At 34.8% G+C, this 13,686-nt stretch carries 13 protein-coding genes; 7 read left to right on the top strand and 6 right to left on the bottom strand.

All coding sequences use genetic code 11. The annotated features are described in order from the left end of the window. Window positions 1–93: 93 nt before the first annotated feature. Entirely contained in the window at window positions 94–903 is an 810-nt protein-coding gene (locus tag NBE98_RS07185) for a BtpA/SgcQ family protein (protein ID WP_250814205.1), read from the top strand. A gap of 241 nt (window positions 904–1,144) precedes the next feature. On the opposite strand, the gene NBE98_RS07180 is transcribed toward NBE98_RS07185, so the two are convergent. After that, on the bottom strand, window positions 1,145–2,389 hold the full coding sequence (locus NBE98_RS07180) for a hypothetical protein (RefSeq protein WP_250814195.1): 1,245 nt from the start codon (window positions 2,387–2,389) through the stop codon (window positions 1,145–1,147). A gap of 194 nt (window positions 2,390–2,583) precedes the next feature. On the opposite strand from NBE98_RS07180, the gene NBE98_RS07175 reads away from it, so the two are divergent. The 3 genes from NBE98_RS07175 (at window position 2,584) to NBE98_RS07165 (ending at window position 6,086) form a co-directional block, all read left to right on the top strand. Then, window positions 2,584–3,150, top strand: a complete 567-nt coding sequence (locus NBE98_RS07175; RefSeq protein ID WP_250814193.1) for a TetR/AcrR family transcriptional regulator — start codon at window positions 2,584–2,586, stop codon at window positions 3,148–3,150. Window positions 3,151–3,161: 11 nt separating this feature from the next. Next, on the top strand, window positions 3,162–4,487 hold the full coding sequence (locus NBE98_RS07170; protein WP_250814191.1) for an alpha/beta hydrolase family protein: 1,326 nt from the start codon (window positions 3,162–3,164) through the stop codon (window positions 4,485–4,487). Window positions 4,488–5,093: 606 nt separating this feature from the next. Next, on the top strand, window positions 5,094–6,086 hold the full coding sequence (locus tag NBE98_RS07165) for an ABC transporter substrate-binding protein (RefSeq protein ID WP_250814189.1): 993 nt from the start codon (window positions 5,094–5,096) through the stop codon (window positions 6,084–6,086). Window positions 6,087–6,141: 55 nt separating this feature from the next. Here the strand turns inward: NBE98_RS07165 and NBE98_RS07160 are convergent, their stop codons facing one another. Together NBE98_RS07160 and NBE98_RS07155 are read right to left on the bottom strand one after the other, a co-directional pair. Then, entirely contained in the window at window positions 6,142–7,047 is a 906-nt protein-coding gene (locus tag NBE98_RS07160; RefSeq protein WP_250814187.1) for a phosphohydrolase, read from the bottom strand. Window positions 7,048–7,118: 71 nt separating this feature from the next. Then, the gene (locus tag NBE98_RS07155) at window positions 7,119–8,057 is read right to left on the bottom strand and encodes a helix-turn-helix transcriptional regulator (protein WP_250814186.1); all 939 of its coding nucleotides are present in this window, start codon (window positions 8,055–8,057) and stop codon (window positions 7,119–7,121) included. 214 nt (window positions 8,058–8,271) lie between these two features. On the opposite strand from NBE98_RS07155, the gene NBE98_RS07150 reads away from it, so the two are divergent. Both NBE98_RS07150 and NBE98_RS07145 read left to right on the top strand, forming a co-directional pair. Continuing rightward, window positions 8,272–9,222, top strand: coding sequence for a MerR family transcriptional regulator (locus NBE98_RS07150; protein ID WP_250814183.1), 951 nt, complete (start codon window positions 8,272–8,274; stop codon window positions 9,220–9,222). 112 nt (window positions 9,223–9,334) lie between these two features. Next, on the top strand, window positions 9,335–9,529 hold the full coding sequence (locus tag NBE98_RS07145) for a hypothetical protein (protein WP_250814181.1): 195 nt from the start codon (window positions 9,335–9,337) through the stop codon (window positions 9,527–9,529). A gap of 168 nt (window positions 9,530–9,697) precedes the next feature. Here NBE98_RS07145 and NBE98_RS07140 read toward each other — a convergent pair whose 3' ends face one another. Beyond that, entirely contained in the window at window positions 9,698–10,561 is an 864-nt protein-coding gene (locus NBE98_RS07140; RefSeq protein ID WP_250814179.1) for an NAD(P)H-dependent oxidoreductase, read from the bottom strand. Between the two features lie 35 nt (window positions 10,562–10,596). After that, on the bottom strand, window positions 10,597–11,502 hold the full coding sequence (locus tag NBE98_RS07135) for a LysR family transcriptional regulator (RefSeq protein WP_250814177.1): 906 nt from the start codon (window positions 11,500–11,502) through the stop codon (window positions 10,597–10,599). 316 nt (window positions 11,503–11,818) lie between these two features. On the opposite strand from NBE98_RS07135, the gene NBE98_RS07130 reads away from it, so the two are divergent. Beyond that, window positions 11,819–12,682, top strand: a complete 864-nt coding sequence (locus NBE98_RS07130; RefSeq protein WP_250814175.1) for a DUF2268 domain-containing putative Zn-dependent protease — start codon at window positions 11,819–11,821, stop codon at window positions 12,680–12,682. A gap of 91 nt (window positions 12,683–12,773) precedes the next feature. Here the strand turns inward: NBE98_RS07130 and NBE98_RS07125 are convergent, their stop codons facing one another. After that, complete coding sequence (locus tag NBE98_RS07125) at window positions 12,774–13,373, bottom strand: metalloprotease family protein (RefSeq protein ID WP_250814172.1); 600 nt, start codon at window positions 13,371–13,373, stop codon at window positions 12,774–12,776. Between the last annotated feature and the right edge of the window lie 313 nt (window positions 13,374–13,686).

Below are 13,686 nucleotides of genomic sequence, written 5' to 3'. Positions count from 1 at the left end.
GGTTAAAGGTCTAAGTGACCTTTAACGGGCAGTTTGCGAGTGGAAACGAGCGTTCATAAACTACCCAGTGTTTCGACTGAAAGGAGAAATATCATGAGAAATTATATTAAAGAGCATAGAGATACCTTTAAAACTGACAAACCAATCATAGGCTGTGTTCACCTTATGGCGCTGCCGGGAACACCCTATTATGACCCAACCGTATCCTTTAGAGAGCACGTCAAAAGAGCAGCAGGAGAAATAAAAGCTCTCCAGGAAAGCGGATTTGATGCTGTCATATTCGCAAATGAAGGAGACAGACCTTACTTATTTAATGTAGGACCTGAAATAGTTGCAAGCTACGTGAGAATTGTATCTGAACTGCTTCAATATATAACAGTTCCTTATGGCTGTGGAGTCCTCATAGATCCTATTGCAACATTAGCTGTTGCAAAAGCCATCGATGCAAAATTTGTACGAACTTATGTTACAGGAACATACGCAGATATCTTCGGATTCCATGATTTCAAGCCCGGAGACATATATAGATACAAAAAACAAATAGGTGCGGATGACGTTAAAATATACTGCTACTTTGATGCTCATGCAGGAACATCGTTGGATACAAGAGAGCAGACCTCAATGATAGATGCAGGCTTAGCTATAGTAGAACCAGCAGGAGTCCTCATACCAGGACAGAGAGCAGGCCTGGCACCTGACCTAAAAGAAGTTAAAAAGATAAAGGATAGATATCCTAATCACCCAATCCTCATCGCAAGCGGTGTAAATAAAAATAACGTAAAGGAAGCTCTAGAAGTATCAGATGGCTTTGTTATAGGAACAAGTCTTAAGAGAGATGGAGTGCTTTGGAATGAAGTGGATTTTAATAGAGCAAAGGAATTTATTAAGGCTGCGAAAGGTTAATTGAAATGATAAGAATACCGGCTATGGGGTTTTAAGATTATTATCTTCCAAACAATTTCAATAGAATGAAGTTACTACTTTGAATCTTTGCACTAATTCACTTAGTTTTTGAGCAAGTAGAGGTTAATCTTGTACATTTTCAGCAATCTTCTGTATAACATCTGAAACTGCAGCTGTTATTTGATATGGTTTCAAAACTTAAAGCTTATAAGAAAAAAGCATCTGCATTAGCCGATGCTTTTCATTTAACTAAGCTCTTAAGTTTATCTTCAAATTCTTTATAGAAGGAAAGTTTAACTTTAGAATAGGCCTCCAATTCTTTATAAAGCCTGTGGGATATCAGGCTTGGATTTCGCCCAGCTGCCTCCATTATCATTACCAGTGTGCAGGAGGTTATGACTTCCTTCATTAAAGACATAATAGGCGTATCGGATTCATCTGTGGAATTAGCTTTAAATATAAATGAAACAAGGCGCCTAACTTCATTATCAACCACTTCATAATTACTTCTAGTGCTGAATAGAGTTTGATGATTATCTTTTTTATCAACCACCGTATCTTGGAGGTCATCGAGAAGCTGAAGAAAGCTCCCGTATGCAAAGGTAAAATGCATTTCCTTTATATTTAGCTTTCCTTTAACCAGAAAAGCATCTGCAAGAACAGAAGTGCCGCCCTTAAAAAAGCTTATAGGCAGTATTTTATCATAGGCAAGCAGTTCATCCTTATCCTGTTTTATGCTTTCAGTCTGGGCTTCCTGAATAAGCCTTAGACTATGAAAAACCTCAGGAAATCCATCTCTAGAGTACTGGGACTCGATTTTACCTACAAGGGAAAATACCTTTTCTTCAATTACGTTTGCTGGAGTTAATTTTTCCCCATTTAAAACTTTAGACAGTCTTTCATTGAATTTTATCTTGTCTTCACTATTAACCTGAGGGTTGTCAAGAAAATTGTCTGTATAAGGGTACAGCATACTGTAAGCATAAACAGAAGGGGTCAGTTCAAGAGGCAGACCCCAGAAAAGCTGAAGACTGTTCATAATCCACACATTTCGCATGGCCTGAAATATTTCTTCAAACTTTAATTCAGAATCTTCATCTCTTGCACGTGTAATGAATTCCTGGGCTACTTCAAGATAGCCCTGTTCTATAAAAAAGTTTAAAAAAGGTCTGTCAAAAACAAGTTTTCTTTTATCCACTTCCAGCATAAAACCAGTAACAATAGACTTCACCCTTTGCATTTCAGGAGAACTAAAATCAGGCTTGGAGTTTAACTTCTCCTGAAGCTCAGCTCTGTAAGGCTCTAAATCCTGCATAAGTTTTTGGGATAATCCCTTTAGTGCTCTTTTATTTCTAAGCTTTTTTATAAAGGATACTTTCTTAAGCTTTTTTAATTGGGACTTATCACTGCTTAAATATTCATTTGTTGCACAGTTTAGCAGAACTTCAATTGGTATTCTATTCCCGCCCTCAAATATATCTTTCACCCTTAACTTACCTCATTTCAGCTTCTTATAATTCATTATATAAGCTTTATAATTTGATAATGAGTAAATGTTTATATCCATTGAGCAAAAAAATACATTTTTTATATTGACAAGTATAACTAATTTATATATCATATGATATATAACATATGATATATAACAAGTGATATATTGAAGGGAGTAAAGATGATAAAGTGCCACCAAAACAAAAAATAACAAAAGATATGATATTGGAAGCAACCTTTCAGATTACAAGCGAAAGTGGCTTTGATGCTGTAAATGCCAGAAGTCTGGCAAAGATAATCGGTTGCTCCACTCAGCCGATTTTTAGTCAGTATAAAAGTATGCGGGATTTAAAAAAAGATTTTCATAAATATTTAGGTAAATATTTTGATGACTATGCAATTGGCAGGGCAAATCAGGCTGAGAATTTTTCTAATGAGATAGGAAGAGCGTATATCGCCTTTGCTAGAAACGAAAGCAATCTTTTTCAGGTACTGTTTATGTCAGAATGCTTTGGACTTAACGGATTTTCTGATATGTTTGCAGATGAGGGGAATTTGGAAGCGGCAAGGATGATGTCTAAGAAACTGGAGATTAGTCTTGAAGCAGCGAAAAGTCTTTATATGAAGACTTGGATTTTTTTACACGGAATTGCATCTTTGATAGCGACAAAGAGCATAAATCTATCAGATGAAGAAGCTGAAAAAATGCATAGAGAAGCATATCAAGCTTTTCTTTTACAAGTAAAATCAAATTAATGGGGGTAAACATGTTGGGGAGTATTATTTTAGGAATTCTAATTATTGTTGAAATTGTCTTTATGGTGTTGAGTTTTACTAAAAACTCAAATTTAAAAAGGGAAAAGTCTATTATAAGAATTGGTTTATTTGCAATATTCCTTTTGATGGCAATTACTCCGGTTATAGATTGGGGTTTTCAATGGTATATGCTTGGGACGATTCTTGTGATTCAAGCTGTTTTGGGCATATTAGTTCTTGCTTCCAATAAACAAAACGCTGTTCCAAAGAAGTCAAAGGTAATATTAGCTGGTTTAAACAGGATAGTACTTATAATCATGGCATTAGTTCCTACGCTTATATTTCCTCAATATAGTCCAATTAAAACTACAGGTGAATATTCCGTTGGTACTAAAAGCTATACAATAACTGATGAATCAAGACAAGAGTACTTTACAGAAAAAGACGATAAGAGGAAGGTTACTATTCAATACTGGTATCCTGTAAATAAAGAAGCTAGTGGGGATACTGCAGCAAAAAGCAAGTTTCCTTTGGTTATTTTTTCACATGGAGCCTTCGGATATCGTATGAGTAATTACTCTACATATGAGGAACTGGCAAGCAATGGCTATATTGTTTGCAGCATTGATCATCCCTACCATGCTTTTATGACAAAGCAGGAGGATGGAAAGACTATTATAGCTAATATGGATTTTATAAATAGTGCTATGGCTGCTACTAATGGAGATATTAGTGCAGGGGAAACCTATAAACTGCAGCAGGAGTGGATGAAGCTAAGAACAGGCGATATGGCCTTTGTCTTGGACTATATACGAAAAACCGCTGCCTCTAATAATGCTGATGGGCTGTACAAGAGTATGGATTTAGACCATATAGGGCTTATGGGACATTCACTAGGAGGGGCAACAGCAGCTCAGATTGGAAGGACGGATAAAGATATAGATGCCGTTGCTGTAATTGACGGTACCATGCTTGGAGAAATAATAGGTTTCGAAAATGGTAAGGATGTTGTCTCAAATGTACCATATCCAAAGCCAATTATGAACTTCTATAATGAAGAACATTACAAGGATGCTCTTGCAGAAAAAGAGAGCTATCCAAACATGGTTGCAGCCAAGAATGCCCTGGATTCCTACCAAGTGGTTGTTAAGGGCTCAGGTCATATGAATTTTACAGACCTGGCAATTGTATCTCCATTTTTATCAAAAATGCTAGGGGGATTAGGACCTGTGGATTCAAGGTACGCTCTTGAAAAGCTAAATGAAGATTTACTTAAGTTCTTTAATCATTATTTAAAATCCAGTAAAGTTGAAATACCAAGAGAAGTAGTTCAATAATATAAAAGCCGAGGCTTACTAAAATTCAGCCTCGGCTTTTATATTATCTGATGTACCTGCCACCTATTCAATATACCCGTCTCTTCTCCTACATTGCTTAGATATTTGATTAGCAGCAATCATGCAGTTTAATAGCTTTAAAGCCTAATGAAATGCCGTCTAAATACCCTTTTGGAAGTCCATGAAACAAATTTTAGTAGTTATCAATATTTAGAAAATTCATATTGACTTTTTGACTTTATCATGGTAATATTTCAAATAATGAAACTTAACTAAAAGGAGATATTTGCAATGAGAACATTATTAAACAATCAAGTACAATTCTTTTTTAATAGCCAATTTAGATAGGATTTGTACTTATGTTATATAGAGCATAGATACAAATCCTAAGAGTAATGAATCTTTAAGGATTTGTATCTATGTTGGCTGATTTGTTTGTAAAGTTATTCATTGTAACTATATAGAAGCCACATAGATTAGCTATGTGGCTTTATCGTTTTTTTGCCGCATAGAGAAATTTATGTGGCTTTTTTATATGTAATGCATTAATGTATTAGAACTTTTGTATTACATGATTTAAAAATTTTTGCAAGGGGGCTATTAAAAATGACAAAAATTAAATTGACTCAAAAATTAGCTGTTACATTAATGGTAGGAGCTGCACTATTGACAGGGTGTGGTAAAGCAACAGAGGCAAATGGCACAAAGGATAAAGTTAAGATTGGAATAAGTCAAATTGTAGAATTTGCTGCTTTAGATGATAACAGAAAGGGATTTATAAAGGCACTAGAGGATAATGGTTATAAGCAAGGTGTAAATTTAGATGTGGATTATCAAAATGCACAAGGTGATATGTCTACAGCACAAACTATAGCAAAACAATTTGCTTCCAAAAAGAAGGACTTAATTTTTGCAATTGCAACGCCTTCCGCACAGGGAGCCTACAACGCCACTAAAAAAATCCCAGTAATGATAAGTGCAGTAACTGACCCTGTTGCTGCAGGTATTGTTAAAGCCTTAGAAAAACCTGAAACTAATGTATCTGGAACCTCTGACTATTTGCCAGCAGATAAACAATTGGATTTAATTAAAATGTTCGTTCCTAAAGCTAAAAGGATTGGAGTTTTATATAATACCAGCGAGATTAATTCCGAGGTTCAAGTCAATCAACTAAAGGAGTATGCTCAAAAGAACAATTATGAGGTTGTTCCTGTTGGAGTTACAAGCACAAATGAAGTTAATGAAGCTATAAGCAGCTTACTAGGGAAAATTGATGTGCTATATGTTCCAACTGACAATTTAGTAGTTTCTGCTATGCCAATCATAGTTCAAAAAACCTTAGAAAAAAAGATTCCAGTAATAGCCTCAGAAAGCGGCTCTGTAGAAGCTGGTGCCTTAGCCACTCAGGGAATAGACTACTATAAATTAGGCTATAAAACCGGAGAGATGGCTGTCAAGGTTTTAAAAGGTGAGGATATTTCCAAAATGCCTATTTCTAGACCTGAGGAAACACAGATTATTGTAAATGAAGATAGTCTTAAAGCTCTTTCAATAGAAAAAATTGATAATAAGAATATTGTGTATGTAAAATCAAAATAAAAATGATTTAAAGAAGGTGCTGCGGGGAACGTAACTAGACTTGATTTACACAAATCTAGTTACGCTCCCTTCCTTTTTCAACTCTTATAAATGGAAGTTTCTCGCACTGAAACCCAGCAGCCATTTTATGTCCTCCGCCTCCATACTTAGTCGCAATGCATGATACATCAACCGTCCTTGAGTACAGGCTCACAACATGCTGAAAGCCATCAAAAGCGAAGGAAATGAATATGTCATATAGTCCTTCAGGCAGGCTGTCAAAGAAATCAATTCCACTGTAGCCATAATTCACAGCAAAGCATTTGTGTCCTTCAAGTATAGTTTCAAAGCCCAGTCTTAAATAGTGCTTAGCTGCTGCCTTTTCATAGAGGGACAGTAGCTTTCCCTCTTCAATCATCTTCAGTTCAAAGCTGTTATCTTTAGTAAAGCAAGTCCACTTTTTCGACTGCGGTTTAAAATCATAAGCACCGAAGGCAGTGAAAAAATTCTTTGTATCGTCACCATATTTAAAAGCAAGTATATCTGAATCAGAAATTAACTTGGTAAACATGGGCGCATCATCAATCATGGATTTGTCAAAGGGTTTTATATTCCCCTCTCCACTGGCAGTCATGTGTTTTACATAGCAATAGGCAAGCAGGCATGCGGATATTCCGTCATATCTTAGACCCCGTATGTCATGCTCAAAACTTTCATACTTCTCAATTGCAGTCTTATGATGATCTATCCAGGTTACATTATCAGTTATTTTTAAAAGCTCTCTCATTTCCTCTGGGCTTATGGAATAATCTACAATGTAAATCTGTTCCTTTGCCCGTATAATATCTAATGGGAATTTTACTCTGTAGCTTATTTCATAAAATTCAGGAGCATCCTTATAGCTATCATTTACTGCCACACTTGAGGCTACCCAGTATGCTGCACAGAATCCATCTGGATCATCATGATAAAAACATTTCATAATTATAATCCTCCTATTCCTTGGTAACTTTATTATAAGAAAACAACACTGACACATGCTTGTCAGTGTTGTTAATATTTTTCCAGTAAGCCTATGCACATTTTTTTTATGTTATCGATTAAAACCTGAGGCTCAATAATCTTTACCTTTTGATAATTTCGCGTGGCTATTTCCATTACTGTATTTATTTTATCCGTACTAAATTTTACTTTCACCATATCAGCATATTCTAGCGTGTCTGCATTTAAAAAGATTTTATCATTTTTCATTGTCTCAAACAGATTTTTTTCCATTTCCATTACAACAGTAATCTTGGCTTTTTCCATATAAGCTTCATCGAAATACCTAAGAGCAAAAGCCTTTTCATAGCTATCCTCACTAAGTTCAATGGATTTTATCCTGTCTAATCTAAAAAACCTGTCCATTGCTGATAGATGACAATAGGCACCTAGATACCAGCCTCCATTTTCAAACTCCAGACAGTAGGGTGTAATTTTAGTTTTCACAGTCTCATTATTCCTCGGTCTATAATACTCAATAATGAGATTCCTATACTCATCGAAACTTCTTAGAATTATATCCTTAATATCAACCTTACATTCACCAAGATTAATATAATCAATGCTGAATATGATTCTATCAAGCATCTCCATATAGTGATTTTTGCTCTTTTCTTCAAGAATATTTAAAACCTTATACTTAAGAGATTCGTAATCTCCTTTCATATTCGGCACCTTTATTATCTGACCAAGCTTCAAGCATACAAGAAGGTAGAATATTTCATTTTCGTTAAAGGCAATACTCGGAACAAAGAAACTGTCATCTATTTCATAGCCCCCATTAAAACCTTCATAGGAGATAATAGGAACCTTCAATTGGCTTAGCACATCAATATCCCGATAAATAGTTCTCTCGCTAACCTCGAATATTTCGGCTATCTCCCCAGCTGTAATCTTTTTATTTTCCTTTATTACAGATATTATCCCCCATAGCCTGTCAATTTTTTTCATGGCTTCCCCCTTAATTATCAAGTAAAACGATGGCATCAATTGTTAGATATATGCTTTGCTGTAAATATTATACCATAACTTGAGCTTGTTTTTTCAAAACACTATTGACGTTAACGTTAGGTCAAGTGATAACATTAAATTGTAGAGATTGCAATCTAAACACAAAAACATGATTTAAATATAATAATTTTACGAACAGGACAGGAGGCCTCCTATGAATGGACTTCAGAAAATTGGCGATATAGCAATTCAATATAATGTAACAAGCAGAACCTTAAGGTATTACGAAGAAATAGGACTTTTAAGCAGCATAAGGCTGGATAATTCTCAGTACAGATTTTACGATGAGAAGGCGCTGCTAAGGCTTGAACAAATTTTATTCCTAAGAAAGCTTGATTTATCGGTTAAGGACGTTAAAGAAATAGTATCTTCCAAGGATTTGACTGTGCTTCTAAATATTTGCACTCATAAGATAAACTCTCTTGAAAAGGATATTGGGAGCATGGAGAGCTTGAAGTTTATGCTGGAGGAATTCTTAAATCTTTTAAATATGAAGGGCTACAACGCTATGGATGGTGTCAAGCTGTTGCAGCAATCCAACCTTATTGACATTTGCAATTCTAAAAATAAAAAAACTAAACATGAAATTGAAATGGAGGACTTTAGTATGAATAATGATATAAATAAGCTTACAGATTCAGATATAAGGATAATTAAATTAAGACCTATGAAGGTAGCTTACTATCGCGCCGAAAGCACTTCTCCTGAACAGGATGCCTGGAAGGTTATGAGAGAATGGGTTAAGGAAAACAGCCTGGAGGATTTATTTACAACAAGGTATTTTGGCTTTAATAACCCAAGCCCTACACAAGGCAATCCTGTTTATGGCTATGAGGTATGGGTTACTTTAGGAGATAATGCTCCTTCTGAGACTGACGTTATAAATTTTAAAACCTTTGAAGGCGGACTTTATGCTGTAGCTAATACTTCAGGAAATGGTGATGATATTCCTAAAGCATGGGACAGACTTCACAATTGGGTAGAGCAAAGTCAGTACTGCTATGGAGGTCATCAATGTCTTGAAGAAAATCTTATAGTTGATGACAGCTCCTGGGGCCCTGAAAAATTCACCTTGGATTTATATTATCCGCTGAAGCTAAAATAATAAATATTTTATGCACACTTACTCTAGCATTCTTATATTATGATATTACGATATAAGAATATATAATTGTAAATCTCAATATAACGAAGGTTTACAAGTTGGAGGGAGATACATGGATATTTTAAATGCATTTACAGGTGGAAAAGATAATAACTCTAAGGATATTATCTTTGTTATACTTATTCTCGTTTTTGTTATGGGATTTGGAAAAGATACAGGATTTAATTTATTTAATAATGGTGATGGCAGGAGCAGAAAGCATCATCATAAAAGAAGAACTAACACCTGCAGTAGTTCAGGCGGCTGAGGTTTAGGATAATAATCCAATGGTATTGGATTTGTAACTTCAAGTAATGCTGTGAAGCCCAGAGCTTAAATAATACTCTCAAAGGGGGCAGGAACAACCCTCAGTTCATAAATGAAATAATTAAAACAGCTGTCTATACTATTAAGACAGCTGTTTTATATATGCTAACTATTTAAAAAAGGTCTTATCTAAATTTGCTTTTAGAGCATCTCGTAACTGATTTATTTCCTGTTCATACTTTTCAGAGTTGTTCTTTGGAGTTCTGTCGTTTACGAATCTTCCTTTGTTTTCTACTCCCCAAAAGCTTGCTGTATCATCATCCATAACCTTGAAGGCATTCATATATTTTTCCCAGGCAGCGTTGTCTATACCAACACCATCACCTATGTAGCCTCTTCCTCCGCCTAGGAATCCAGCATTCATTATAGTATAGATTGATTTTCCTGTAAGCAGACCCTTTAAGCCCTTATCACTATCCTGATAAGCAAACTTCTTTGCAAAAACCTTTTCCATATAGCCCTTTACTATAGCGTTTGGTGTATCATGCCAGTTTGGGTAGCAGAATACTATGTAATCAGCTTTTTTTACAAACTCCTGCTCCTTTTTTATTTCTGGAGTAGGCTCACCCTTTCCATCCTTTGCATAGTAAAATTCTTCTGCTTGAATTACTGGATTGAACTTTATATTATAAAGATCTCTTAACTCAACCTCTACACCTTTTTCTTCAAAGTGTTTCATAGCGGAGTAAACTAAATCATAGTGAACACTATTTTTTCTTGGGTCTCCTACAACAAATAAAGCTTTTTTCTTATTTGATGAGGTGAAGCCTGAAGGCTTATACTCTTTAACAAGCTTCTCTGGTACAACTGACGCTGAGGTACTTGCATCTACAACAGAGGCTGAAGACTTTGCCTCCGCTTTTTCTTGTGGAGCACTTGTTTGAGGCGTGCTTGCCTGCTTAGTTGCATTACAACCAACCATTGTAACACCCACAACAGCTGCTATTATTAAACCTAAAATCCTTTTGTTCATAATTTTCCTCCAGAATTTAATTTTTGTTCTTGCTCTTAGTTATCATATAACTTTAACCTGTCCAATAAATATGTTAGCTCTTCTTTTAAGAGCTCATTCTGTCTTTTTATCGCAGCACACTTGATGATTATTTGTTTATCATTAATTGGTATTCTTTTTAAGTGAGAATTCATTTCCTTAGGACAATTCCAATCAACGGTTATGCCAAAGGAAGGTAACATTTCTAAGGCCTCCTGGTATATCTTATTCTCATGGGTTATAATAGCTTTAATATCCTTGCTGATTCCTAGATTATTTAATTCATAATCAAAGCTAAACATTCCCATAAATAAATTTGCCTTCTTAACATGAAGCAAGCGGTTCAACTCCTCTTCTGAAACGCTTCTCTTGGAGCTTAGGGGCCATTTGGAGCTTATGTGTGCCTTCATCTCTCCTTTAAACAAGTCCTTCATCTCCAGCCTTTCGCTTGCCAAAAATCTATCAAGCTTCATATACTGAAACTGGCTGTAAAGTATAATGGCTAGGTCTACATCTCTGTTTATAAGCTTTCTTATGGATTCCTCCGCACTACATTGGTATAGCTCAAACTCATAGTTGCTGGCATTAAACCTTCTGCACAGCTCTAAAAATTCTGAATTTATAACTTCACATCCAACAGTAGCAATTTTAATTTTATTTTCATTTGAGTTTTTGGTTAATATACCTTCGATTATTTGAAACTGACTCACTATACTTTTGGCATGGTGGTAGACCTCAACACCAAAGGTTGTTAGAATAACCCCTTTATTAGTCCTCTCAAATATTTTCTTGCCCAATCTATTTTCTAACTCATTTATTTGGGTGCTTAAATTAGGCTGTGAAATAAATAAGTTTGCAGCAGCTCTGGATATGCTACCTGTTTCTACAATCTCAATTACATATTTTAAATGTTCAAAATCCATTTCTAACATATCCTCGCTATACTTTTATTTGTTAAATAAATAACTTTCCTGCGCAAAAAAATCCTAACAAAATGTACTTATGCTGTCTTTCTTATTTTATATACAATACAAGCTATTAGCAAGTAGCTGGCTATTTGCAGAATTAGTAGCTAACGTGTAATTTTTTATATATTTATTTGTTTATAAAAATATATATTCAAATATTTATTTGTTCTCGCTAAATTTAACTCTTGACCTTCACGCCGCGTAATACCTTATCATTAACATTGTAGTAAGTGATATCACAATTCAAATGAAATGATAAGGAGTGATTTTAATGGAAATAATCATACAAGACACTTTAAGTTTATATAAAGAAATGCTCAAGCTTCCTGAAGGTGAAAGGCTTGAATTCTTTACAACTGAATTAATAAAACCCTTCAATCCAATGTTTGGAATAATGCATAGCCCTAAAACTCCTGAAGCTCTTGCCTCTATCCCTCTAACCGGATGTGATTCTGAGATAAAAGAAATGTTAGAGAAACTAGAGAAAGCAGATGCCTGGAACAATGCAAAAGAAACCATGGAGGCTGCAGCAGAACGCTTTGAAAGAGCTGGTATTCCAGTTCCTGAAAAAGTTGTGGTAGGAATCTTCTTAGGAGACCCTAAGCTTTTAGCTATGAGCGAAGGGTATACAGGGGTAGGAGCTATACCGGGCTATATACAAATAATAATTGCGCCTAACGAAAAGAATCTGCCAAAGCTGAATGCTTGTATAGCTCATGAGTTTCATCATAATGTGCTTTTCCATAATGCAAAGTGGAACTTTATGTTTGATGTAACAGTTGGAAAGTATCTCGCTGTTGAAGGCCTGGCTGAAAGCTTTGCAGCAAGCATGTTTGGCGAAGAATTTATAGGGCCATGGGTGACAGGAGTTAAGGGAGAGGATTTAGAAACATCAAGAAGAATAATTTCAAAAGCGCTTGAGGTTACGGGCTTCATGGAGGTAAGAAAATATATCTTTGGAAAGCATCCTATGGTGCCTGAAGCTGATGACCTTGGAATACCTTTCTGCGGAGGCTATGCTGTAGGCTATCATGCAGTGCAGGCCTACCTAAAAAAGACTGGCGATTCAATAGAAAAAGCTACAATTATAGATGGCGATGAAATCATGAAGTTATCAGGTTATTTTGATATTTAAGTAATAAGCTATGCTTAAAATAGTGTTGATAATATATTCTTTTTAAGAAAAGTCATTCAGACTTTTCTTAATCCACATTTTGTAGTCTATATCATTGTTTAGAATAGAAGTAAAAAAAACCGTCTTCGGAACTAAATGCAAAAATATTATTTTTTCTACTTAACCAACAGTAGTTTACAATAGCAATATCACCATAACTACACCATAAATGTAACAATATAAACATTATCCCACTTATTAAATTACCTTTAGTGAGTAATAAGACTGATAATGTTAATAATATCATTGTCAGCAATGGCGTTATGGCAATAATGATATATTCTATATTAGAAACAACAAAGTTATATGTTTTAGTTACTATTACTCCCTTTTCAAAACGAAATTTAACAGTTCGTGAACCCAAGAAAACAAAAACAATAGCATGAAGAAATTCGTGAACAACCATCGAAGGGAGAAATAATATAATCGCCATTCCGAGTTCTTCCATAACAAATTCTAATCTTGGTAGATTTAAAAACACACAAATTAATAGTAAAATCAATGTGGCAATGATGAACGCATAATAAGAATAAGTAACAATACTATTTTTCTTTATATATTCATTTAGAAACAACTTGCCCTCTGATTGTTTGAATTTGTAATAATATTTGTAGTCATTTGATTTCATAATTTCATTTACAGACAATCTCATATCAATCTCCCCAATATCGCTTAAAATGAGCAGGTTTTATTTTTCCTGGCTAAAACAACCTTGTCATAATACGACCTTCAAATCTGTATATATGTCTTAATTATAGCATGTCTACAATAACACATCAATTTTAAACATCCATCTAAAACATAGCCCAGTGCTATAGCTTTTATTAGGTTCTGGATGCATGATATCCTTTAGAACTAATTCATCATTCAGAAGGATTTTTCAAAGCAGCACAGAATATACCAAGGAGAAATTAAAAGGCAAATGAATAAAGCTTTTTACATTAGAAAGCTCTAATGCAACATAT

Source organism: Clostridium swellfunianum, from assembly GCF_023656515.1.
Classification (GTDB): Bacteria; Bacillota; Clostridia; order Clostridiales; family Clostridiaceae; genus Clostridium_AT; species Clostridium_AT swellfunianum.
This window is presented reverse-complemented; position numbering and strand designations above follow the sequence as displayed.